Origin of the sequence: Cupriavidus agavae (genome assembly GCF_004217045.1) — a bacterium.
Classification (GTDB): domain Bacteria; phylum Pseudomonadota; class Gammaproteobacteria; order Burkholderiales; family Burkholderiaceae; genus Cupriavidus; species Cupriavidus agavae.
On record NZ_SGXM01000009.1, the window covers coordinates 122,877 to 146,975 of the forward strand.

General features: G+C 70.2%; 18 protein-coding genes. 11 read left to right on the plus strand and 7 right to left on the minus strand.

Annotation, left to right across the window (positions count from 1 at the left end; all coding sequences use genetic code 11):
* Positions 1-56: 56 nt before the first annotated feature.
* A complete protein-coding gene (locus EV147_RS22570; protein WP_130393444.1) occupies positions 57-1,856 on the plus strand; it encodes a thiamine pyrophosphate-requiring protein in 1,800 nt (599 codons plus the stop codon).
* A 6-nt stretch (positions 1,857-1,862) separates the two neighbouring features.
* Here EV147_RS22570 and EV147_RS22575 read toward each other — a convergent pair whose 3' ends face one another.
* The gene (locus tag EV147_RS22575; protein ID WP_235844929.1) at positions 1,863-2,408 is read right to left on the minus strand and encodes a CinA family protein; all 546 of its coding nucleotides are present in this window, start codon (positions 2,406-2,408) and stop codon (positions 1,863-1,865) included.
* A 62-nt stretch (positions 2,409-2,470) separates the two neighbouring features.
* Positions 2,471-4,690, minus strand: coding sequence for a catalase (locus tag EV147_RS22580; RefSeq protein WP_130393445.1), 2,220 nt, complete (start codon positions 4,688-4,690; stop codon positions 2,471-2,473).
* 227 nt (positions 4,691-4,917) lie between these two features.
* Between EV147_RS22580 and EV147_RS22585 the strand changes: the two genes are divergently transcribed.
* Both EV147_RS22585 and EV147_RS22590 read left to right on the plus strand, forming a co-directional pair.
* Complete coding sequence (locus tag EV147_RS22585) at positions 4,918-6,915, plus strand: arylsulfatase (RefSeq protein WP_130393446.1); 1,998 nt, start codon at positions 4,918-4,920, stop codon at positions 6,913-6,915.
* Between the two features lie 197 nt (positions 6,916-7,112).
* The gene (locus tag EV147_RS22590) at positions 7,113-8,372 is read left to right on the plus strand and encodes a glutamate carboxypeptidase (protein WP_130393447.1); all 1,260 of its coding nucleotides are present in this window, start codon (positions 7,113-7,115) and stop codon (positions 8,370-8,372) included.
* Between the two features lie 25 nt (positions 8,373-8,397).
* Here EV147_RS22590 and EV147_RS22595 read toward each other — a convergent pair whose 3' ends face one another.
* From EV147_RS22595 to EV147_RS22605, 3 genes are all read right to left on the minus strand, one after another.
* Positions 8,398-9,300, minus strand: coding sequence for a DMT family transporter (locus EV147_RS22595; protein ID WP_130393448.1), 903 nt, complete (start codon positions 9,298-9,300; stop codon positions 8,398-8,400).
* A gap of 119 nt (positions 9,301-9,419) precedes the next feature.
* The gene (locus EV147_RS22600; protein ID WP_130393449.1) at positions 9,420-10,904 is read right to left on the minus strand and encodes an acyl-CoA-binding protein; all 1,485 of its coding nucleotides are present in this window, start codon (positions 10,902-10,904) and stop codon (positions 9,420-9,422) included.
* Positions 10,897-12,207 (minus strand): MASE1 domain-containing protein, encoded by a 1,311-nt coding sequence (locus EV147_RS22605; protein ID WP_130393450.1) that lies wholly within the window; start codon positions 12,205-12,207, stop codon positions 10,897-10,899. Before EV147_RS22605 ends, EV147_RS22600 begins: the two co-directional genes overlap by 8 nt.
* A gap of 118 nt (positions 12,208-12,325) precedes the next feature.
* On the opposite strand from EV147_RS22605, the gene EV147_RS22610 reads away from it, so the two are divergent.
* A complete protein-coding gene (locus EV147_RS22610; protein ID WP_130393451.1) occupies positions 12,326-13,777 on the plus strand; it encodes an HdeD family acid-resistance protein in 1,452 nt (483 codons plus the stop codon).
* Positions 13,778-13,791: 14 nt separating this feature from the next.
* On the opposite strand, the gene EV147_RS22615 is transcribed toward EV147_RS22610, so the two are convergent.
* Positions 13,792-14,856, minus strand: coding sequence for a VWA domain-containing protein (locus tag EV147_RS22615; protein WP_130393452.1), 1,065 nt, complete (start codon positions 14,854-14,856; stop codon positions 13,792-13,794).
* 68 nt (positions 14,857-14,924) lie between these two features.
* Here EV147_RS22615 and EV147_RS22620 point away from each other — a divergent pair, with 68 nt between their 5' ends.
* The 5 genes from EV147_RS22620 to EV147_RS22640 all read left to right on the plus strand — a co-directional run bounded on the left by EV147_RS22620 (position 14,925) and on the right by EV147_RS22640 (position 20,294).
* Positions 14,925-15,932, plus strand: a complete 1,008-nt coding sequence (locus EV147_RS22620) for a S1C family serine protease (protein WP_130393453.1) — start codon at positions 14,925-14,927, stop codon at positions 15,930-15,932.
* 14 nt (positions 15,933-15,946) lie between these two features.
* Positions 15,947-16,960 (plus strand): AAA family ATPase, encoded by a 1,014-nt coding sequence (locus EV147_RS22625; RefSeq protein ID WP_130393454.1) that lies wholly within the window; start codon positions 15,947-15,949, stop codon positions 16,958-16,960.
* On the plus strand, positions 16,938-17,945 hold the full coding sequence (locus EV147_RS22630) for a DUF58 domain-containing protein (RefSeq protein ID WP_130393455.1): 1,008 nt from the start codon (positions 16,938-16,940) through the stop codon (positions 17,943-17,945). Before EV147_RS22625 ends, EV147_RS22630 begins: the two co-directional genes overlap by 23 nt.
* A complete protein-coding gene (locus tag EV147_RS22635) occupies positions 17,942-19,030 on the plus strand; it encodes a VWA domain-containing protein (RefSeq protein WP_130393456.1) in 1,089 nt (362 codons plus the stop codon). The genes EV147_RS22630 and EV147_RS22635 overlap by 4 nt, the downstream gene beginning before the upstream one ends.
* Before the next feature lie 100 nt (positions 19,031-19,130).
* Positions 19,131-20,294 carry a CaiB/BaiF CoA transferase family protein gene (locus EV147_RS22640; RefSeq protein ID WP_157994718.1) on the plus strand — a complete coding sequence of 388 codons (1,164 nt, stop codon included), beginning with the start codon at positions 19,131-19,133 and terminating at the stop codon, positions 20,292-20,294.
* A 37-nt stretch (positions 20,295-20,331) separates the two neighbouring features.
* On the opposite strand, the gene EV147_RS22645 is transcribed toward EV147_RS22640, so the two are convergent.
* The gene (locus EV147_RS22645) at positions 20,332-21,579 is read right to left on the minus strand and encodes an acyl-CoA dehydrogenase family protein (RefSeq protein WP_130393458.1); all 1,248 of its coding nucleotides are present in this window, start codon (positions 21,577-21,579) and stop codon (positions 20,332-20,334) included.
* Between the two features lie 222 nt (positions 21,580-21,801).
* On the opposite strand from EV147_RS22645, the gene clsB reads away from it, so the two are divergent.
* Entirely contained in the window at positions 21,802-23,043 is a 1,242-nt protein-coding gene (gene clsB, locus EV147_RS22650; protein WP_130393459.1) for a cardiolipin synthase ClsB, read from the plus strand.
* The gene (locus EV147_RS22655; protein WP_130393460.1) at positions 23,040-24,005 is read left to right on the plus strand and encodes a lysylphosphatidylglycerol synthase transmembrane domain-containing protein; all 966 of its coding nucleotides are present in this window, start codon (positions 23,040-23,042) and stop codon (positions 24,003-24,005) included. Before clsB ends, EV147_RS22655 begins: the two co-directional genes overlap by 4 nt.
* Positions 24,006-24,099: the final 94 nt, after the last annotated feature.

Here is a 24,099-nt window from a genome sequence, read left to right on the forward strand (position 1 = left end):
ATGCAATCTTTACTGCTTTTATCCACATTGCCTGGCACTACAGGGACTTCAAGCACATGGCTACCGTTGCCGATTTCATACTCGAACGCCTGCGCGCCTGGGGCGTGGCGCGCATCTACGGCTACCCCGGCGATGGCATCAACGGCATGCTGGGTGCGCTGGACCGCGCCGAGGCCCAGGGCCCGCGCCTGATCCAGGTGCGGCACGAGGAGAGTGCCGCCATGATGGCCTGCGCGCACGCCAAGTTCACCGGCGAGATGGGGGTGTGCCTGGCCACGTCAGGTCCGGGCGCCATCCATCTGCTGAACGGCCTTTACGACGCCAAGGCCGACCACCAGCCCGTGCTGTGCCTGGTCGGCCAGCAGCGCCGTGCGGCACTGGGCGGAGACTACCAGCAGGAAGTCGACCTGCTCTCGCTGTTCAAGGACGTTGCCCACGAATACGTGCAGATGGCCGTCACGCCGGGACAGGTGCGGCACCTGATCGACCGCGCGGCCCGCATCGCGCTGGACCAGCGCACGGTGACCTGCGTGATCCTGCCCAATGACATCCAGGAGATGGACGCCGTGCCGGTGCCGCCGGCCGAGCATGGCACGGTACACAGTGGCGTGGGCTACGTGCGGCCCCGCGTGGTGCCCGACGAGGCCACGCTCGACCGTGCCGCCGAAGTGCTCAACGCCGGGAAGAAGGTGGCGATGCTGGTTGGCGCGGGAGCGCTGGGCGCCACCGACGAGGTGATCGCCGTGGCCGAGCGGCTCGGGGCTGGCGTGGCCAAGGCGTTGCTCGGCAAGGCCGTGCTGCCGGACAGCCTGCCGTATGTGACGGGTAGCATCGGCCTGCTCGGCACGAAGGCAAGCTGGCAGTTGATGAGCGACTGCGACACGCTGCTGATGGTCGGCTCGTCGTTCCCGTACTCGGAGTTCCTGCCGCAGGAAGGGCAGGCGCGCGGCGTGCAGATCGACCTGGACGGCCGCAAGCTCAGCCTGCGCTACCCGATGGAGGTGCCGATGGTGGGCGACGCACGCGAGACGCTCACGGCATTGCTGCCCCGGCTCGACGCGCGCACCGACTTCGGCTGGCGCGAGCAGGTGGAGGCCAACACCGAGCGCTGGTGGCGCGTACTCGAAAAGCGCGCCATGGACGACGCGGTACCGATCAACCCCCAGCGCGTGTTCTGGGAGCTGTCTTCGCGGCTGCCCGCCGATGCCATCCTGTGCGCGGATTCCGGCACCGCCGCCAGCTGGTACGCGCGCGATATCCGCATGCAACGCGGCATGATGGGAACGCTGTCTGGCGGGCTGGCCACCATGGCGCCGGCGCTGCCCTACGCCATCGCCGCCAAGTGCTGCCATCCGGGGCGGCTGGCCATTGCGCTCGAAGGCGACGGCGCGATGCAGATGAACGGCATCAACGAACTGATCACCGTGGCGGCACGCTGGCACGAGTGGACCGACCCGCGGCTGATCGTGCTCGTGCTCAACAACGGCGACCTGAACATGGTGACGTGGGAGCAGCGCTCGCTCGGCGGCGATCGCCGGTTTGACACCTCGCAGACCGTGCCACCGTTCGACTACGCGGCCTACGCGCGCATGCTGGGGCTCGACGGCATCCGGGTAGAGACCCCCGACGCGGTTGGCCCGATGTGGGAGCAGGCGTTGCAGGCGAAGCGGCCGGTCGTGCTCGACGTGCTGACCAACCCGGCGGTTCCGCCCGTGCCGCCACACATGCCCGTGGAAGCCGTGCGCCACTACATGAAGGCGTTGCGCAGCGGCGATTCGCAGGCGCGCGAGGTGCTGCGCGCCACGGCAAGGGAGATGTGGGCCGAGGCGGTGCCGGCGCGCAACGTGCCTGGCTGAGGCGGCTCAGCGCCGGGCAGCCAGCGTGTGGTAATGCTGCACGCGCGACAGCGCATAGCTGGCCGCCGCCATGCGGATCTCGTTGCGGTCGCCGGGAAAGCGGCGCGTCTCGCTGAATTCGATATCGTCCGGGACCGCGCCGCCGCGACGGAAGCGCCAGGCAAAGCACTGGGTCCCGGGCGGCGTGCCGTCGTCGGCGCCATCATCGGCCACGCCGGTGTTGGCGATGACGAGGCTCGCGTCCGTGTACCCGCTCATGCCCCGCGCCATGGCCAGCGACACCGCTTCGCTGGTCAGGCCATGCCGGTCGATGGTCTCCCGCGGCACGTGCAGTACGCCGGTCTTGGCGCCGGGATCGTAGGTGACGATGGCCAGCCGCAGGACCGCGCCGCAGCCGGGTACTTCGGCGATGCGCGAGGCGATCAGGCCCGCCGTGCACGATTCGGCTGTCGCCAGCGTCAGCGACTGGCGCTGCAGGAAATGGGCGATCGCGCGCATGTCGGTGTCGGCGTGCCGCGCAGTGTCGGAGGGAATGCTGTCTGGATCGGTCATGGCGACGACGCTCCTCGCACGCCGGCCGGAGGGCCCCTGGCCCGTCCGGCCGGCTCAGGCGCTCAGACCGGGATCTTCAGCGCGTCGGGGCGCTGCCACCAGCGGTGCTGCCCCACGGCGTCGAGGAATTCCTGGTGCTTCGCCTGGTCCTCGGCCGGTGCCATGACCAGCCCCGGCCCGGCGAACCCGCCGGGCAGGCCCACCCGGCTTGCCGCCTCGGCCACCAGCGCCGCGCCCGTGCCGCCCGCGCCCACCGCCTTGTAGTGCTTGTAGGACTCGGCGATGAACAGCAGCGCATTCGGATCGGGCTCGGCGGGCGGCGTCGGGTTGTCCGGCACGTACACCGCGTCGAACAGCACCGAGCCCACCGAGGCCAGCGCGTGGTCCACCGGCAGCATGGCGCCGCCGGCCGTGGTCACGCCCATGGCGCGCGGCCCGACGATCTTGATGTTGGCGCGGGCGGCGGTGCCCAGCGCCTGCAGCGACGCCACGGCCTTGTCGTCCACCCCGTCATTGACCAGCACGGCGATGTTGCGGCCCGTGATGTCGCCCTTGGGCTGGGCGTCGAGGCTCAGCGCCGGCGACCGGGGAACGCCGTAGTCGTCGATCGGCTTCGGCTGGCCCACCGGTTCCACGGCAATGCCGAGGTTGTCCGCCACGCCCTGCGCCAGTTCCGGCGCGATGTGCACGATCTGGCCGACCACGCGGGCGCGGATATCGGGCGAAAACACCTTCGACAGCTCGAACGTGTAGGCGTCGATGATCTGCTTCTTCTCCACGTCTGACTGGCTGCGCCAGAACAGGTTGGCCTGCGAGAAATGGTCGGCGAACGTATGCGCGCGGATGCGGTTCTTCACGGCGCCGTCCTCGGCCGGGGCCGGGAAGTGGCGGTAGGCGTCGGCATCGCCAGCCAGGAACGGGCAGCCACCGCTGACCGAGTTTGGCTGGTAGCTCTCCTTGCCCTGCACGATGGTCTGGCGCATGAAGCCGTCGCGCTGGTTGTTGTGCACCGGGCACAGCGGGCGGTTGATCGGCAGCTCGTGGAAGTTCGGGCCGCCCAGCCGCGTGATCTGCGTGTCGATGTACGAGAACAGCCGCGCGTGCAGCAGCGGGTCGTTGGTGAAGTCCATGCCAGGCAGGATATGGCCGGGGTGGAACGCCACCTGCTCGGTCTCGGCGAAGAAGTTGTCCGGGTTGCGGTTCAGCACCATGCGGCCGATGCGGCGAACCGGCACCAGTTCCTCTGGGATGATCTTGGTCGGGTCCTGCAGGTCGAAGCCGAACTTGAGCATGTCGGCCTCGGGCACCAGCTGCACGCCAAGGTCGTACTCGAAGAACTGCCCGGCCTCGATGGCATCCCACATGTCGCGGCGGTGGAAGTCGGGGTCCTTGCCGTTGATCTTGAGCGCCTCGTCCCAGATCAGCGAGTGGGCGCCGGCCACCGGTTTCCAGTGGTACTTGACCAGCGTCGATTCGCCCCGGGCGTTGATCAGCCGGAACGTGTGGACGCCGAAGCCCTCCATGGTGCGGAAGCTGCGCGGAATGGCGCGGCCCGACATGGTCCAGAGCACCATGTGCATCGATTCGGGCTGCAGCGACACGAAATCCCAGAACGTGTCGTGCGCCGAGGCGGCCTGCGGGATCTCGTTGTGCGGCTCCGGCTTCACCGAATGCACGAAGTCCGGAAACTTGATGCCGTCCTGGATGAAGAACACCGGGATATTGTTGCCCACGAGGTCGAAATTGCCCTGGCGGGTGTAGAACTTGGTGGCGAAGCCGCGCACGTCGCGCGCCAGGTCGGCCGAGCCGCGCGAGCCTGCCACCGTGGAAAAGCGCACGAAGACCGGCGTCTTCTCGCCCACGCGGGTCAGCAGTTCGGCGGTGGTGTAGTCCTCCAGCGACTCGGTCAGTTCGAAATAGCCGTGGGCGGCCGCACCCCGCGCATGGACCACGCGTTCCGGAATGCGTTCGTGATCGAAGTGCGTAATCTTTTCACGGAGGTGGAAATCTTCCAGCAGCGTGGGGCCACGCAGGCCGAGCTTCAGCGAGTTGTCGTCCTCGGGGATCTGCAGGCCGGAGTTGGTCGTCAGCGTCTTGCCCGCGTTGGAGACGAGATTGCCCACGCTGGGCGAGCCCAACTGGCCCGGCTTGGCCGCCAGGCGGTCCGCCACGGCTTTTTCGTAGGTGCCGTCGTTGTTATTACCCGTGCCGTGCGACGGATTCGGGGTCTGGCCGCTGCCGTTCGCCGGGTCGCTGCCTTGCTGCACTGGCTTCTTTGCCATGGGGGGATCTCCTCTTCTCGGGATAGGGGTAGAGAGTCACCGCGCAGCAGATTGCGTGCCATCCGTCCCGGCCCGGGCCGAAAGCGCCGAAGAGGGCAGCCAGCATAGCGCGCTCCGGGCCCCGCGCCCAAGCACGTTTTTCGAGGATCGGCATGCGGAAATGTTGCTTCGTCAACGGCGCACGCGGGCATAGCATCGCTGCTCTTTCCACGGTCGTGACAACAACAATGACACTCCATCACGCATCCCCGTCCGCGCGGCCGAGCCGCCGCGCGGTGCCCGTTACCCGTCTCGCGCTGGCGGCCGCCGGCGCCGCCGCGCTCGTGGGCCTGGTGGCCTGCGGGTCCGACAACAACACGCCGCTCGCCTCGGGCGGTACCCCGGGCACCCCGGCGCCGACCACGCCGGCCCCGGCGCAGAAGCGGCCCAACATCCTCTACATCATGGCCGACGATCTCGGCTATTCGGACATCGGCGCCTTCGGGGGCGAGATTGCCACGCCCAACCTCGACGCGCTGGTGGCCTCGGGCCGCATCCTGACCAACCACCACACGGGCACGGTCTGCGCGATCACGCGCTCGATGCTGATTTCGGGCACCGACCACCACCTGGTGGGCGAGGGCACGATGGGCGCACCCAACGACGAACGCAAGGGCCTGCCCGGCTACGAGGGCTACCTGAACGACAGCTCGCTGTCCGTGGCGCAGCTGCTGCGGGATGCCGGCTACCACACCTACATGGCTGGCAAGTGGCACCTGGGTTCCGGCATCGCCGGCTCGGCGGCCTCCAGCGGCAAGACGCCCGACCAGTGGGGCTTCGAGCGCAGCTACGCGCTGCTGGGCGGCGCGGCGTCGAACCACTTCGCCCACGAGTCAGCCGGCTCGAAGAACTACACCGAAGACGGCCAGTACGTGCAGCCGGGCCAGCCGGGGCAGCCCGGTGGCGCGGGCGGATCGCCGGCCGTGTTCTATTCCACGGATTTCTACACGCAGAAACTGATCCAGTACATCGACGCGAACAAGGCCGACGGCAAGCCGTTCTTCGCCTACGCCGCCTACACGTCGCCGCACTGGCCGCTGCAGGTGCCCGAACCCTGGCTCAGCAAGTACAAGGGCCGCTACGACGCGGGCTACGAGGCCATCCGCGCCGCGCGCATCGCGCGCCAGAAGGCGCTGGGCATCCTGCCGGCCGGCTTCGACCCGTACGCCGGCGCACCGGAGGCGCTGGCCGCCTCGCCCGCCAGCGCCAACAACGGCACGGCCGGTGCGAAGTACATCAACGCGCTGAACGGCCCCGCGCAGGGCTACACCGACTACGGCCCCGGCTACGTCAACAAGACCTGGGCCAGCCTGTCGGCCGACGAGCGCAAGGTGCAGGCGCGCTACATGGAGATCTACGCGGGCATGGTCGAGAACCTCGACCACAACATCGGCCTGCTGGTGCAGCACCTGAAGGACATCGGCGAGTACGACAACACGTTCATCATGTTCCAGTCGGACAACGGCGCCGAGGGCTGGCCGAACAGCGCCGACCCCACCGCCTACGACACCGCCAATGCGCAGGAGCCGGCGTTCTCGGCACTGGGCAAGGACAACGGCCTGCAGGCTGTGCCCAAGCTCCAGTACGGGCTGCGCTGGGCCGAGGTCAGCGCCGCGCCGTTCCGCCAGCTCAAGGGCTACATGGGCGAGGGCGGCATCTCCACGCCGGCCGTGGTCAGGCTGCCGGGCCAGACCGCGCAGCAGCCCACGCTCGACGCCTTCACCCACGTGACCGACAACACCGCCACCTTCCTGGCCGTGGCGGGCGTGGCGCTGCCCACGCAGGCGGCACCGGCGGCGGTGGACAGCGTGACCGGCATCGATGCGAACCGGGGCAAGGTGGTCTACAACGGCCGCAATGTCTGGCCGGTCACGGGCCACTCGCTGCTGCCGCTGCTGACCGGCGAGGCCACCGGCGAGGTGCGCACCACCCCGTTCGGCGAGGAATCGTACGGCCGCGCCCAATTGCGCAGCGCCGATGGCCGCTGGAAGGCGCTCTGGACCGAGCCGCCGAGCGGTCCGGCGGATGGCCACTGGGAGCTGTTCGACCTCAGGGCGGACCGCGGCGAGACCACCGATGTGTCGGCCGCCAATCAGACGATTCTGGATGCGCTGATCGCCCAGTGGAAGGCTTACATGACCAGCGTGGGCGGCGTGGAGCCCGCCCGGCCGCGCGGGTACTACTGAAGGGCGGGCCCGCTGCGGCGGGCCCGGCGCTGGCGACACATCCCTTGTCTCTGGTCAATTTCCGAATCTCGCTTTGCTGGCCAAATGCCCGCGCCCGTCCCGGCGCGGCATGACGCCGATGGCTTGCAGAGTTTGCGCATCGCACGTCCCGCGCGCCGCCGGCGCGGGCATTCCCGTAGACCAAGGAGTGAAACGCGATGCGAAGACTTATATTGACCGCGGCGGCGCTGGGCGCGGCGGTGCTGGTTTCCAGCGGTTGTGGCGACAGCGCGGCGGCGCCGGCCACCTATGACAGCGCGCTCGACACCGCGTCGAGAAGCCAGCAGGCGCCCACCGTGGCCATGCTGGAGGCGCTGGTCAATATCGAGAGCGGGCCGGGCGACGCGGTCGGACTGGCGCAGATGGGCGATTACCTGGCCGGCCAGCTCGTGGCGCTGGGCGCCACCGTCACGCGGCACAAGGCTGCCGACGGCACCCCCGGCGACAACATCGTCGGCACGCTGCGCGGCACCGGCACCCGCCATATCCTGCTGATGGCGCACATGGATACGGTCTACCCGCGCGGCTTCCTGAAGGACGCGCCGTTCCGGGTCGACGGCAACCGCGCCTACGGGCCGGGCATCGCCGACGACAAGGGCGGCATCGCGGTGATCCTGAACACGCTGGCGCTGCTCAACGCGCGCAGCTTCCGCGAGTACGGCACGCTGACCGTGCTGTTCAATACCGACGAGGAAACCGGCTCGTTCGGCTCGCGCGAGCTGATCCAGTCGCTGTCGGCCAGCCATGACTATGTGCTCTCGCACGAACCCTCGGCGGCATCGCAGGAGAGCTTTGGCCTTGCCACGTCGGGCATCGCGCATGCCACGGCCACGATCAGGGGCCGCGCGTCGCACGCCGGCGTGGCGCCCGAACTCGGCGTCAACGCGCTGACCGAGGCGGCCGCGCTGATCCTGCGCACGCAGGATATCGACAACAAGGACCGCGAAATCCGCTTCAACTGGACGCTGGCGTCGGCCGGCTCGGCCTCGAACGCGATTCCGGCCGTGGCCACGCTGACCGCCGACATGCGCTACGGCAGGAACCAGGATCTCGACGCGATCACGGCCATGCTCAACGAACGCGCCCAGCAGAAGCGCCTGCCCGAGGCGGAGATCACGATCGACGTGCTGCGCGGACGCCCGGCCTTCAATGCCTCGGAGGGCGGCCAGGCGCTGGCGGCCAGGGGCCAGTCGATCTACAACGAAGTGGGCGGCAGGATCGAGATCTCGAACGTGCGGATCGGCGGGGGCAGCGACGCCGCCTACGCGGCGCTGTCGGGCAAGCCCGTGCTCGAAGGCATGGGGCTGCCGGGCGCCGGCTACCATACCAACGCCGACGAGTACATCATGATCGACGCCATTCCGCGCCGCCTCTACCTGGGCGCGCGCATGATCATGGACCTGAGCCTGGGCCGCTGAACGGCGCCCGGCGTCGCCCTGGCGCTCAGCGCCGCTGGGCCAGGACGATGCCGGCCGCGATGAAAGCGAGCCCGGCCGCGTGGTACCAGCGCGGCCAGTCGCCCAGCAGCAGCGTGGAGAGCAGCGCCGCGAACAGCGGCGTCAGCGTGATGAAGAACACCGGCAGCTGGGCGCCGGCCCGCGCGATGGCGCGGTCCCAGACGAAGTAGGCCATCAGCGAGGGGATCGTCGCCACGTAGAGCAGGATGCCGGCCACCTTGGGGTTCCACTGCAGCGCATGGTCGAGCGTGGCCAGCTCCCAGGCGGTGAACGGCAGGCTGACGATGACGCCGGTGACGATCTGCGCGAACAGCAGCACTGGCAGCGGCAGGTCGGGGCGCTGCTTGCGCAGCAGCCAGGTGTAGGCGCTCCACGTGACCGTGGCGGCCAGCATGAACAGGTCACCCGCCACGAAATCGAGCTGTGCCAGCCGCGCCACGTCGCCCCGCAGCAGCACGAACGACACCCCCACCAGGCACAGCAGCGCGCCGGCCACGTGCCAGCCCTTGACCCGCTCGCCGAAGAACAGCGCACCGATGATCAGCAGGAACAGCGGCGTGGACGCCCCGATCAGCGTGACGTTGATCGGCGTGGAGGTGGTCAGCGCCAGATACTGGAACGCGTTGTAGCTGGCGATCGAGAGCGCGCCCATCGCCGCGAGCACGCCCGCGTGCTGGCGCAGCGCTGCCCGGTGGGCCAGCACGCCGCGCCAGGCATAGGGCGCCAGCAGCAGCCCGGCCAGCACCCAGCGCACGAAATTGAGCGTGATCGGCGGAATGGTGCCCGCCGCCAGGCGTCCCACGATGGCGTTGCCCGCCCAGGCCAGCGGCGGGAAGGTCAGCAGGAACAGCGTGGTGAGATCGATGCGTCGGCCGGCGGTGCTGGACATGAGCGGGGGAGGGTTGGGGGGAGGAGGCGCATTATCGGTCATTGCGGGCAGATACGTCGGCGGTCGCTATGCGCTCCCCTCTCCCGCATGCAGGAGAGGGGAGCCGGCCAAGCACTGGCTCAGGCCGCCACCGTCTCCCGCCCCTTCAGTTCGGCCACCAGCGTCACATAGCCCTGCATGGCCTCGGCCGCCCCGGTGCCACGGCGCGCGGCCCATGCATCCCATTTGGCGCGCCCGACCATATCCATCATCCCCGGCCGCTCGCCGGTCACGTCGCCGGCGCTGCCCTGCTTGTAGAGCGAGTAGAGCGCCAGCAGCGTGTCGTTGTCCGGTGCCTGGCGCAGGGTTTTCGACACGGCGGCGGCCTCGGCGAATGCCTTCTCCAGTGCCGAGGGTCCGGCGGCGGCAGGCTGTCCGCCAAAATAGGCGTCTTCGATCGCCACGTCATCGGGGAACCACCGCACTTCCAGCAGCCTGCCCGCGCGCAGCGCCACGGCCAGCACGCCGGGCGAGGCGAACGTGCCGGCCTGCAGCGTGGCCGGCAGCACCGCCACGCCCGCATTGAGGCTCGGCATGCCGAACGCGCCGAAGTGCACCGGCGCATCGCCCTGCGCCCACCCCTTGAGCCGCGCCAGCCCCTTCGTGCCCCGCCAGACGCCCGAACTGCGGTTGTGACCGGGTTGCAGCCAGGCGAAATCGGGGATGCCGGCGCCGAACAGCGCGGCAAAGTCGCCCATCTCCAGCCACTGTCGCACGCTGCCAAGCAGGGCGAGCACCTCGGCCGGCGGCATCGCGGCATCCACCGGTCCCATGCCCAGCGACGCTGCCGTGCTGGCGTCGAGGAACTCCAGCACGTTGCGCGCCACGATCTCGCGGTCGTTGTCGACGCAGACCATGTGGTAGCTGTCTTCCAGCACCACCATCCGCGCCAGCCCGGCGCGGGTCTTGCCCCCGATATGCTCCACGAGATAGCTGGCCGAGCGCAGGCTGGTCAGTTCGTCCTCGCGCGCATGCACCACCAGCGTCGGGCAGACGATCTGGTCGAGCCCGGTCATCACGAACCCGCGCAGGCGGTCCACCTCGCGGATGCAGGCCAGCGGTACCCAGCCGTAGTGAAAATTCTCGCCGCGCTCGAACTTGGCCTTGACGATGGCGCGCAGCTGCTCGTTCTTGATGCCGTACGGGTCTTCCTCCATCACCTTCATGCGCGCGGGCACCCCCGGCACGCGGTAGAGCAGGCCGCGCGCACCGCGATACCACGGCGTGGCCCAGCCGTCGATGTAGACCGGCGGCGCCAGCACCACGAGCTTGCCCTTGTCGTGGCGCTCGCGCTTGGCGGTTTCCACGGCCAGCAGCGACCCCATGCACATGCCCATCAGGTGCAGCACGTCGTGCTGCGCGCGGACTTCGAGGTATTTCTCGCGCACGGCGGCCAGCCAGTCTTCCACGCGCACATCGACCAGATCCTCGGGGCGGGTGCCGTGTCCCGGCAGCGTCAGCGAGTGCGTGACGAAGCCGGCGTTCTTGAGCCGCTTGTGCATCGAGCCGAGGTCGTACTGCGTGCCGCCGAGCCCGTGGATCAGGAACACGCCGGGCTCACGCATGGCGCGCTCCGGCCACGCCCGCACCGGCGGGCGCGGCCATCCGCAGCAGGCAGGCCACACGCTCGACGGCGCCGTCCGGCCCGCGCACGGGCGCCAGGCGCGCCTGGATATGCACGTCGCGGCCGTCCAGATGCACCTCGTAGGCGTCGCTGCTGGTGTCGCGCTGGCCGCTGGCCACCGCGTCCCAGCCGGCCTGCGCGAACGGCCGGTTGGCAATGTCCACGCGGTCGAGCCAGTCGCGGATATTGCGCAGCTGGGTGGCCTCCGCGCCCAGCACGGCCTCGGCCGATTCCCCCCAGACGGCAGCGCCGGTCACCGCGTCGAACTCCACGCTGGCCACGCCGGTGGCGTGCAGCGTGCGCTCGTAGCGCAACTGCCACTCGCGCGCCGTGGTCAGCGCCAGCCGCCGCGCCTCGTTGAGCGCGCGGCCCACGAGCAGCAGCACCGCCCAGACCCAGACGTAGGCCTGCACCTCGATCACGGCCTCGCCCTGGAACCCTTCGTTGATCGTGAACGGGCCGCCGCCATTGGCGGTCAGCCAGATGATCAGCACCGCGCCCAGCAGCGTGGCCACCGAGCCGCCGCGCGGGCCCCAGAACATCGACGCCAGCAGCAGGAACGGCATCGGCAGGTACGTCAGCGTGGGCGCCACGGCGTCGAAGCGCTCGTGCATGCTGGGATGAAACACCACCAGCGTGGTCAGCAGGAACAGCCCGAACATGCCCGCGCCGGCGCCGAACTGCTTCATCGGCATGCCGCCCGAGCGCTTGACCGCGAAGCCCCGGAAGCCGGTAATGACCGGCGCCACCAGCAGGATGCCCACCACGGTGGAGAACGCCCACGCGCGCCACTCGGCGGCGAAGGCGATGTTGCCGGGCCGCAGCCAGCGCCAGAACTCGTTGGCCAGCGTGGCGCCCACCGCGCCGGTCACCATGGCGCCCACCACCATCAGCGCCGCCTGCAACAGCGGCTGGGGCGGCTCGCGCTGCCCGCGTGCGGCGATGGCCGCGCCCAGCGCGATGCTGCCGGTTTCGATCGCCGCGAAGGCCAGCGAGGCGCCGGCATCCAGATCGTGCGCGGCCAGCCCCCAGAGCAGCGACGCCACGGCGGTGCCCGCCAGCACGGCCAGTCGGCGGCCCGGTGCGCACACCAGCCAGGCCCCGAAGCTGACGCCCGAGGCCAGCCACACCGCCACGGCCTGGGTCTCGCTGGCCGCCATGGCACCGGACAGTACCGCGATGGCCAGGTAGGCCACGGCGACGAGCGTCGCCACCACGACAAAGCGTGTGCCTGCGGATTGCATGGGAAGGTCTCCTGAAGCGGGAAGGGCCGGGGGCGGCGATGTGACGATAGTAATACAAGGTCGCGCGGGCGCAACGTTGTGGCTAGAATCCGCGGGGAGACCGTCGCCTGGGGAAACGATGATCCGCCTCGTGCTGATCCTGTTGGGATTCGACTATCTGCGCGAGCGCGCGCGCGGAATGTTCTGGCTCGGCATCGCCTTCCTGGCGGCCGGCGTCGCGCTGTTCGTCGACGGCCTGGACAGCGCGCGCTTCTTTCCGCTGGAACTGTTCGCCATGCTGCTGCTGGCGGCCGGGGTGGGCACGTTCGTGGTGGCCATCGTCGGCGCCGGGGGCATGCGCGCGATGCGCATCTTCAAGGCGCTGTCGCTGTGCGTGGCGGCATCGCTGGTGCTGGCGGGCCACCATCACGGCAATTTCTGGCTGTCGATGATCTTCGGCACGCTGTTTCTGGTCGACGGCTTGCTGCAGTGCATCTCTGCCAGCGTGGTGCGGTTTCCGCGCTGGCGCTGGGCCGTGGGCATGGGCGTGCTCGAAATCCTGATCGCCATCTTCTTCTACCAGCCGTGGCCCACGCATTACGCCGGCACCGTGCCGTACGCGCTGTCGATGTGGCTGCTGTTCGGCGGCTGGAGCATGGTGATGCTGGCCTACCGCGCCATGCGGATTCCCGAGACGGCCACCATCGAGAGCCTGATGCACGGCCCGCGCCGGCGCCATGGCCGGGTGGCGCCGCACGAGCAGCGCACCGCGCCGCCGCTCTGGACGGCCGACGCCGAGCAGGCGCCCGTGCACAAGATGACCAAGACGCTGCTGTTCCCGCCGCCGCGCGACCTGCCGCCCGAGACCGGGGCTGACGCCGCCGCGCTGACCGTGCACGTCTGGACACCCTCGGGCGCGGGCCAGCCGTTGCGGCGGCGCCCGCTGATCGACCGCTATATCGCCGCGGTGGACGCCAGCGGCGCGATCTGGACCGGCCATGCGGCGCTGCAGTCGCCTGAAGGCATCTACATCAGCTTCGATCCGGCCGAGCCGCTGAGCCGCACGCCCGAGAGCGTGACGCAGGCGTTGCGTGCGTCGGTCGATAACGACGTGGCCGGCATCTTCGAGCCCGATTACCCGTCCGAGGCGGCGCGGCGCGGCGAATCCACGGCGCGCGTCTATCTGCGCAACTATGACGCGGCGCGGCTGGAGCGCTTCTGGCATGCCTGGCGCGCCGATACCACCTACAACCTGACCTACCGGAACTGCGCCGTCAGCGTGGCGCGTGCGCTCGAAGCCGCCGTGGAGGGGGCGCTGCTGCGCCGGCGCGGCAACCGGCACACCTGGGGCATCCTGCTGCAGGTCATGCTGACGCCCGAACTGTGGCTGGCCGCCCAGATCCGCAAACGCGGCAAGACCATGGCGTGGACGCCGGGGCTGGTGCGCGACTATGCCCGCGCGCTGAGCCTGCTGGTGGATTCCCATGGCCAGGCAAAGTCACGCTGGCGCTTGCACCTGCCCGTGCTGAAGCGGCTGCGCGCGCAGCGCCGGCAATGGCGGCGCGACGACGGGGAAGGGCAGGCGGGCTGACCGGCGGGGGCGCTTCAGCGCCGGAACCACAGCATCGACAGCGTGCCCGCCAGCAGCAGCAACACCGCCGCCGTGGCCGCCAGCAGCGCGCTGACCTCGGTTTCCTTGCGTTCCAGCGCAAAGCGGGCACTCAACTGGCGATACACCTGCGACAGGTCGGCTGCCGAGCCGGCCTGGAAGTACTCCCCGCCGGTCATCGTCGCCACCGCGCGCAAGGACGGCTCGTCGAGCTGCATGAAGTACGACAGGCTCGGCTCTCCGGCCACGCCGCCCTGCGGCGAGCCGAATCCCACCGTATAGACCCGCACGCCGCGCTGGGCGGCCATGCGCGCCGCGTCGAGCGGGTCGGGGCCCGTGGTGCGCCGGCCGTCGCTGAGCAGGATCACCGCCCCGTGCCGGTACGACCCCGGTTGCACCGGCGGCCGCTCCTGCTCGCGCTTGCGGGCCGCATCGGCGGCGGCGGCCTCGTCGAGCGGGGCCGTGCGGGCGCCAAAGCGCGACGCCTCGGTGCTGAACAGGATGGTTTCCAGGTCGATCCCGTCGTCGGGAAACAGCACGGCCAGCGACTGGATCAGTCCGCTGCCGGTGGCGGTGCCGCGCTGCAGCTGGAAGCGGTCGATCGCATCGAGCATGTCCTGGCGGTTCGACGTGGGGGGCAGCACCACGGTCGCCGTGGTGGCAAAGGAAACGATGCCGAGCCGCACGCTGGCGGGCAGCCCCACGATCAGGTCGCGCGCGGCCTGCTGCGCCGCGGTCATCCGGGTGGGTGCCACATCGGTGGCTTCCATGCTGCGCGAGACATCCATCGCCAGCACCAGCGTGATGACGTCGGACGGCAGCGTCACGGTAGCCACCGGCCGCGCGCACGCAATCAGTGCAGCGGCCAGGCCGAGCAGGCACAGAAACGGGGGAACATGGCGGCGCACACGCTGGCGGGGGCCCAGCGCGGCGCGCGGCAATGAAAGGCTTGCATAGAGAACCGCGCCCTTCTTGCGCCGTGCGATCAGATACAGGTAGGCGGCTGCCAGCAACGGGAGCGCCAGCAGCAGCCAGAGCACTTGTGGCCAGAGAAACTGCATGCCCTGCTCCTTGGCGCGTGGTTAAGAGGATGGTACTGTATTTTCCAAGGCGCGAAGGGAGGGCTGCGATGAAGCGGAAGACGATCTACGGATGTGTCGCGGCAGTCATCGTGCTGGTCGTCGCGGGCGGCTTCCTCGCCACGTCGATGGCGCCGCCGGCCCGCCGCGCGCTGACCCAGGCAGATATCGACAAGGCCGTGCTGCACACCCTGCAGACCAGGACGCTGCCGTCGCGCCCGGCCCGCGCGGCCGAGGCGGTGCGGGAGTCGGTGGTCGAAGTCATGAGCTATTCGCCCAAGGACAAGCCCGCCAAAGTGGCGAAAGCCGCGCCCATTCCCGACGTGAAGCCCGATGGCTCGCCCGGCGACTCCTCGCGCAAGCGCGCCCACACCTATCCCCAGCACAAGCCCTCGCCCAAGGCCGCCCCCGGCCCGTCGAAGAAGGCCGCGCCCACCCCGGCACCGGCTCCGGCGCCGGCACCGCGCGAGGAATCGGCGCAGGCCGACCCGCACAAGGAGGGTGGCGGCGAGCGGGACGAGGCCGGCCATATCGGCTCGGGCGTGGTGGTCACCGAAAGCGGCATGATCATCACCAGCTACCACGTGGTGGCCGACGCGCACCGCATCGAAGTCAGGTTCCACAACGGCCAGACCGCCGAGGCCACGCTGGCGCAGGCCATCCCCGAGAAGGACCTGGCCATCCTGCGTCCCCGTTCGATCCCGGACGACCTGCCGGCCGCCGTGCTGGGGTCGAGCCAGGACCTGGCGCCCGGCAGCGAGGTGGTGGCGGTGGGCTTTCCGTTCGGCATCGGCCCGTCGATCTCGGCCGGCGTGGTGTCGGGGCTGGACCGCGAGTTCGTCTCGCCGGACCGCCGCCAGAAGCTCGACCGCCTGATCCAGTTCGACGCCGCGGCCAACCCCGGCAACTCGGGCGGCCCGCTCGTCAACATGGACGGCGAAGTGGTGGGCATCGTCACCGCCATCCTGAATCCCAACCAGAGCGGCACCTTCATCGGCATCGGCTTCGCGATCACCATCGAGAGCGCCGGCGCCGCCATCGGATCTTCACCTTTCTAGACACGCGGGGGCTTATGAACGACCAAGCACGGGACGCTGTGGACAGCGCCAACCTGATGGAGCGCCTGCTGTTCGAGGTGAAGCGCGTGGTGGTGGGGCAGGATCATTTCCTCGAACGGGTGCTGGTGGCGATGCTGTCCGGCGGCCACCTGCTGGTGGAGGGCGTGCCCGGGCTGGCCAAGACGCTGACGGTCAACACGCTGGCGCGCACCATGAGCGGCACGTTCAAGCGCATCCAGTTCACGCCAGACCTGCTGCCGGCCGACCTCGTCGGCACGCGCATGTACAACCAGGGCACGGGCGAGTTCTCGACGGTGCGCGGCCCGGTGTTCGCCAACCTGCTGCTGGCCGATGAAATCAACCGGGCGCCCGCCAAGGTGCAGAGCGCGCTGCTGGAAGTGATGCAGGAGAAACAGGTGACGATCGCCGGCGAAAGCCACCGCGTGCCCACCCCGTTCCTGGTCATGGCCACGCAGAACCCGATCGAGACCGAGGGCACGTACCCGCTGCCCGAGGCCCAGGTGGACCGCTTCATGATGAAGGTGCTGGTGGGCTACCCGAGCGAGGAGGAGGAAGTGGTCATCGTGAACCGGGTGACCGGGCCGCGCATCGGGGTGGGCGCCATCGCCACGCCGGAGCAGCTGGCCGGGCTGCAGGAGGCGTGCCGCAAGGTCTATGTCGATCCGGGGCTGATCCAGTACGCGGTGCGCGTGGTGGCCGCCACGCGCAAGCCCGGCGGCTACGGGCTCGACGACCTGGACCGCTACGTGACGTTCGGCGCCAGCCCGCGCGCCACCATCGGCCTGATCGAGGGCGCCCGCGCGCTGGCCTTCCTGCGCGCGCGGCACTACGCGCTGCCCGAGGACGTGATCGACCTCGTGCCCGACGTGCTGCGCCACCGGCTGGTGCTGTCGTACGAGGCGATGTCCGACGGCGTGACCGCCGACCAGCTGGTGCACCGCATCCTGCAGGCGCTGCCGATGCCCGAACGGCCGCTGGAATCCCATGTTCAGGCGGCTGTTCGATAAGCGCCGGCGCGCGCCGGACGCCCCTGTGCCGCCACCGGCACCAACGGTGCCGGCGGGCCGCCAGGCCGACGCGCTGCTGCGCCGGCTGGAATGGACCGTCGTGCGCCGGCTCGACGGCCTGCTGCAAGGCGACTACCGCACGCTGTTCCGGGGCTTCGGGCTGGACCTGGCCGATCTGCGCGAGTACCGGCCCGGCGACGACGTGCGCCATATCGACTGGAACGTCACCGCGCGGCTGCAGCAGCCGCACGTGCGCGAGTTCCAGGAAGACCGCGAGGTGGCCGCCTGGTTCCTGCTCGACCTCAGCGGCTCGATCGACTTCGGCTCCGGCACGGTGCGCAAGCGCGACCTGCTCGGCGATTTCACCACGGTCATGGCGATGCTGCTGACGCGCTACGGCAACCGCGTGGGCGCCGTGCTGTACGGCGGCGCCGGGCAGGCGGCCGCGTCGGTGGTGCCCGCCCGCGCCGGGCGCCGCCATCTGCTGCACCTGATCGACCGCATGCAGGCCACGCCGGCCGCCTCGCCCGGCGAAACGCGGCTCGGCGACCTGCTAGACCACGCCCGCGCCATGGCCCGGCGCCGCTCGGTGCTGTTCGTCGTATCCGATTTCATCAGTGCGCCGGGCTGGCAGGCGCCGCTGGCCATGCTGGCGCGGCGCCACGAGGTGGTGGCGGTGCGGCTGGTCGATCCGCTTGAAATGGCGCTGCCCGACCTTGGCCTGGTGGTGCTGCAGGACGCCGAGACCGGCGAGCAGTTGTTCGTCGATACGCATGACCCGGCCTTCCGCAAGCGCTTTGCCGACGCGGCGGCGGCACGCGAGAACGAGTTGCGCGAGGGCTTCGCGCGGGCGGGCGTGGATTGCCTGACGCTGTCCACGTACGCCCGGCTCGACATGGCGCTGCTGCAGTTCGCGCGTGAGCGGCGCCACCGGCAGGGCGCCCCGGGGGCTCGTAACGCCGCCACTGCCAGGGGAGCGGCATGATCGATGCCACGCAGGCCCTCGCGGCCATCAACCGGCTGCCGGCGGTCAGCTTCCTGTGGCCCGGCATGCTGTGGCTGATGGCGCTGCTGCTGGTGCTGGCGGCCGCCTATGTCTGGCTGGACCGCCGGCGCCGCCGCACGGCCGTGGCGTATCCCGCGCTGCGCACGGTGGGGCTGGCCACGCCGGGCCGCGCCGGCTGGCGGCGCCACGTGGCGCCGCTGCTGATCCTCGTGGCGCTGGCCGCGCTGACGTTCGCCATCGCCCGGCCCCAGGCGGTGCTGACGCTGCCGTCGCGGCTCGATACGGTAGTGCTGGTGGTGGATCTGTCCGGCAGCATGCGGGCCCGCGATGTGGCGCCAACCCGCATCCGCGCCGCCCAACTGGCCGCGCGCAGCCTCGTGGATGCCCAGCCGGCCGGCGTCAAGGTGGCCATCGTGGCGATGGCTGGCACCGCCGCCGTGGCGCAGCCGCCCACGCGCAGCAAGGAGGAAGCCACCGCCGCCATCGAACGGCTGCAGCCGCAGGGCGGCACCGCGCTTGGCAACGGCATGCTGGTGGCGTTGACCACGCTGCTGCCGCAGGCCGCGGGCGACGCCCAGCGGCTGATGAACGACGAGGAACCGTCGCGCAAGGGGCAGGGCGCGGGCGTCAGCCCCGATGCCGATACCGAGGCAGTGGCGCCGGGCTCGTACGCGCCCGGTGCCATCGTGCTGTTCTCGGATGGCGAAAGCAACGCGGGCCCGACCACGTTGCAGGCCGCGCAACTGGCCGCCGCGCACGGCGTGCGGGTTTACACCGTGGGGGTGGGCACGCCCGAGGGGGTGGTGCTGTCCGTGGATGGCTGGTCGGCGCGCGTCAAGCTCGACGAGGCCGTGCTGAAGCAGGTGGCCGATGCCACCGGCGCCGAGTATTTCCGTATCGAGGATGCCTCGGGCATGAAGAAGGTCTACCGCACGCTGGGCACCCGGCTGGCCTTCGACAAGCGCGATCAGGTGGAGATTACGGCATTTTTCGCAGCATTCGGCGCGCTGCTGGCGGCGTGCGCCGGCATGCTGTCGCTCTGGTGGTTCGGTCGGGTCATGTAGCCGGGCGGGCGGCGGTTCAGGATATCGAAACATTCGTCGCAGCTTCCGGGCGGTTCTGGCTACAGTGCAGGCATCCAGAAAGCCAGAAAGGAAGCCGCCCGTGACCGTATCTCCCGACGCCAGCCAGACCGATGCGCCCCTGAGCGGGCTGCGTGTGATCGATTTCGGGCAGTTCATCGCTGCGCCCTCGGCCGGGCAGATCCTGGCCGATCTGGGCGCCGACGTCATCAAGGTGGAACCGCCCGGCGGCGATGCCAGCCGTCGCTCCGGCTGGCAGGCCGACGACTGCGGGCCGATGTTCTCGGCCTACAACCGCGGCAAGCGCTCGATCGTGCTGGACCTGCGGCAGGAGGCGGACCGCCGTGCGGCGCGGGCGCTGATCGACGGCGCGGACGTGGTGCTGCAGAACGCGCGCCCCGGCGTGATGGAGAAGTACGGGCTGGGCGCCGCGACGCTGCGCGCGAACCATCCCCGGCTGGTCTACGGTTCGGTCGACGGCTTCGGCAACACCGGCCCGGCCGCGGCGCGCCCCGGACTCGACATCGCCGCACAGGCCGAAAGCGGCATGATGAGCATCAACGGCGACGCGCACGCCGACCCCACCCGCATCGGCTTCACGGTGGTAGACGTAATGGCCGGCCGCACGCTGGCGACGGGCGTGCTGGCGGCGCTGGTGCGCCGGGGCATCGCGGGGCAGGGGGCGCACGTGCGGGTCTCGCTGATCGACGTGGCGCTCGACATGCTGAGCCAGCAGTGGGCCGAATTCCAACTGCACGGCACACCGCCCTCGCGCTGCGGCAACGGGCAGGCCACGCTGGCGCCGGCGGCAGACGTGATTGCCACCGGCGCCGGGCAGGTGGTGGTCTCCGCCTATCTGCAGGACCACTTCGCGCGGCTGTGCCAGTGCATCGGGCGCCCCGAACTGACGAGCGACGCACGCTTCCACGACAACGCGGCACGCGTGGCGAACCGCGCTGCGCTGCGCGAGGCGCTGGCCGAGGCGTTCCACGGCCTGACCGCCGATCAGGTCTGCGCCCGGCTGACCGAGGCTGGCGTGGTCTGCGGTGTGGTGCGCGATCTGGGCGACGCCGTGGCGCATGCGGCTGCCACCATGCCCGAACGCGTGATAGACGTCCCGTCACCGGGCCCGCGCTCGCTGCGCATGCCGGCCCTGCCGATTTCGATCGACGACCTGCCCGTGCGCGCTGGCGCACTGCCGGGGATCGGGGAGCATACGAGGGAGGTGCTGGGGGAGTTGGCGTAGGCAGCGCTGCCGAAAACAGTCGCAGAACGGAGCACCCTCAAAACAACCCCGTCGTCGGCGGCGGCTCGTCCTTCAGCAGCCACGCCCCCACGGCGGCCGCCTTCCACTGCCTTGGATTGTGGTTGGCCACCGTGCGGGCGTTGCGCCAGTGCCGGTCGAGGTTGTACTGGCGGTCGCATGTCGAGGCGCCGCCCACGTCGAATACCAGTTCCGCGCTCCTGAGCGCCGCCGCCACGGCGAAGTACTGGGCCTGGGCCACCTCCACCGAGGCGCGCGTCAGCGCGGCGTCGCCGAGGCCGTCTGCCCACGCTGCATCGATGGCCTCGGCTGCGCGCAGCACCGCCGCTTCGGCGGCGAACGCCTGGGCGGCGATCTGGCCGATGGTTTCCTGCACGTAGGGGTCGTCCACCGAGCGTGCGGCGCTGCTGTGCTTGATCGGCCGGGCCTTGTGGCGCGCGTACCAGGTGGCGTCGGTCAGCGCGTTGCGGGCGATGCCGGCCTCGGTGGCCGCCAGGAACAGCTGCAGCACGGGCGTCACGGCGTTGCGGCGGCCGCGCGAGAACGGGCTGGGGCGCAGTTCGTCCGCCTCGACCCGGGTCTGGTCGAAGTGGGTGGAGCCGCTGGCGGTGAGGCGCTGGCCGATGGTGTCGAAATCGTCCACCAGCGCCATGCCGGCGCGGTCGCGCGGCACGGCGAAATGGGTTTCCTCGCCGGCCTCGTCGACCGCGATCGACGTGACCCAGTCCGCGTAGAGTGCCCCGGTGCTGTAGTACTTGGTGCCGTGCACCACAAAATGGCCGTCGCGCGGCACGATCGTGGTCTTGACGTCCCCATGCTTGCCGCCACGCTCCATGCCGCCGTTGCCGAGGATCTGGCCCGCCAGCAGCCGGTCGAACCAGCGCCGGCGCTCGGCCTCGTTGTCCTGGCCGGCCAGCAGCCCTTCCACCAGCGCGAAATTGGGCCGCAGGGCCTGCGCAAGATTGGCGTCGGCGGCGGCCAGGTCGATCACGAAGGCGAACGCCTCGCGCACGCTGCCGCCCGGGCCGCCGTAGGCCCGGGGAATCCGGAACGTCAGCAGGCCGGCGTTGGCCACCTGGCGCGCCAGCGCGTAGGGCAGTTCGCGCCGCAGTTCGCGGTCGGCGGCTTCGCGGGCGATGTCGGGCAACAGTGCGGCCGCCCGGACGCGCAGCGTGGCGACGTCGGGCGCCGGCGGCAGCGGCTGGCCGGGCGGGGCCGGGTGGGCGTTGGTTGGCGCAGTGCGCGCGGCCAGATCGTCTTCTGCCATGGTCTTGTATCCGTGAAAGTCCGAAAGACACTACGCGGCAGTCCGAACAAAGGGAACGAACGATTCGGCGGGTAGATATGCGGTTTGGGTTGCTGGTCCGCCCGCGCCTGTAAAAATGACAACGGCGGGCGTTTGCGGCGCCGCCCCGCCGGCAATCACGGGGCCGCGCAAGCCGCACATCGCGCCCCGGCGGGCAGGCATCGATTCTGCTTGGCTCCCGGGATGCGACAGAACTGGACCACAGGCAACCGCCTGCATCTGCTGGAGAACGGCGAGGAGTATTTCCCGCGCCTGATTGCCGCCGTGGAGGCCGCGCGCGAGAGCGTGCTGCTGGAAACGTTCATCATCTTCGAGGACTCGGTCGGGCAGTCGCTGAGCCGGGCGCTGATCGACGCCGCGCGCCGGGGCGTGCGGGTGGTCATGACCGTGGACGGCTTCGGCTCGGCCGACCTGTCCCAGCCGTTCGTGGCGGCGCTGGTCGAGGCGGGCGTGACCCTGAACGTGTTCGCCCCGCGCCGCCGGCTGGTGGGCATGCGCACGAACCTGTTCCGGCGCCTGCATCGCAAGCTGGTGGCCGTGGACGGCACCACGGCCTTTGTCGGCGGGATCAACCTGTCAGACCAGCACCTGATCGCCTCGGGCCCGCTGGCCAAGCAGGACTATGCCGTGGAGGTGCAGGGGCCGATCGTGCGCGAGATCCAGGCGTTCATGGAGGCCGCCGCGCAGCTCCCGCATGGCCGGCAGCGCCGCGTGCGTCCGCCGCCCGTGCCGCGCGCGGCCCACCCGGTGGGCGAGGGCGCCGCGCTGCTGGTGACGCGCGACAACGACCAGCACCGGCGCGACATCGAGCGGCACTACCTGATGGCGATCCGCGCGGCGCGGCGCAAGGTGGTCATCGCCAATGCGTATTTCCTGCCCGGCTACCAGCTGCTGCAGGCGATCTGCAACGCGTCGCGGCGCGGCGTGGACGTGCGGCTCGTGGTGCAGGGCCGGCCCGACATGCTCTGGGTCAAGCGCGCCGTCGACGTGCTCTATGCCCACCTGCGCGAGGCCGGCGTGCGGATCTTCGAGTACTGCGAGCGCCCCCTGCACGGCAAGGTGGCGCTCGTGGACGACGACTGGGCCACGGTCGGGTCGAGCAACCTCGACCCGCTCAGCCTGTCGCTGAACCTCGAAGCCAACCTCGTCATCCGCGACCCGGCCTTCGTTGCCGAACTCGACCAGCGGCTCGGCACGCTGATGGCCAACTGCTGCACCGAGGTGGCTGGCCCATCGGACGCCGACCAGACCCCCTGGCAGGCGCTGCGCACGGCGGTGATCTTCCACTTCCTGCGCAAGTTTCCGTCGTGGGCCGGCTGGCTGCCCGCGCACACCCCCAGACTCGTGGTCTCGACGGTCGAGACCCCGGCGGAGTGGGAGCGGCCCCGGCCGGTCCCGCCCGGCGCCCGACAGGATTGCCCATGACCACCACCGCCCACTCCCGCAAGCGCCTGGTGCGCTGGTCCCTCGTCAAACGCGTGGCGGGGCTGGCGTTCGTCGCCATCGTGGTGGTGCTGATCTGGCGCAGCCTGAGCGGCATCGACTGGAACGAAGTGCTCGGCGCGCTGAAATCGTACCGGTTCATCACGCTGCTGCCGGCCATGGGGCTGGCGTGCCTGAGCTTCACGCTGCACGCGTCATTCGACCTGCTGGGCCGCCGCTACACCGGACACCACCTGGGCGCGTGGCGCGTGATGCTGATTGCCTGGCTGGCCTATATCTTCAACCTCAACGTCGGGGCGATGATCGGCGGCATCGGCATGCGGCTGCGGCTCTACACGCGCTTCGGCATCAGCGCGTCGCAGGTGGCCGGCATCTACACGATCGCCGTGGTCACCAACTGGACCGGCTACATGCTGCTGGCCGGCGCGATGTTCCTGTGGCAGCCGCCCACGCTGCCCGCGTCCTGGGGTATCAGCGGCTGGCTGCTGCAGGTGCTGGGCGCCGTGATGCTGCTGGCCGGAGTTGGCTACCTGGTGGCGTGCGGCCTGCTGCGCCAGCGCAGCCTCAAGGTGCGGGGGCGCTCGTTCCAGTTGCCGACGCTGCGCTTCGCCATCGGCCAGACCGTGATCTCGGTGGTCAACTGGATCACGCTTGGCGCCATCATCAACCTGCTGCTGCCGCCCGAAGTGTCGCTGCCCATGGCGCTGACGGCGCTGCTGGTGGCGGCCGTGGCGGGCGCCGTGGCCCATATCCCGGCCGGCATCGGCGTGCTGGAAACCGTGTTCGTAGTGATGCTGGGCCACCTGGTGCCCGAATCCACCGTGGTGGCGGCGCTGATCTGCTACCGCGCCATCTATTACCTGCTGCCGATGGTGATCGCCACGGCGCTCTACGGCTGGATGGAACTGCGCGGCGCGCGGGCGGCGCGGGTCGGGCGCGCCTGATGGCCCGGCCGCGCCGGCCGCCATCGGGAGCAACCCCTAGTTGACGAGAATTTTCATAGGCATAAAATCTGTTTCACAAACATGAAAACATGCG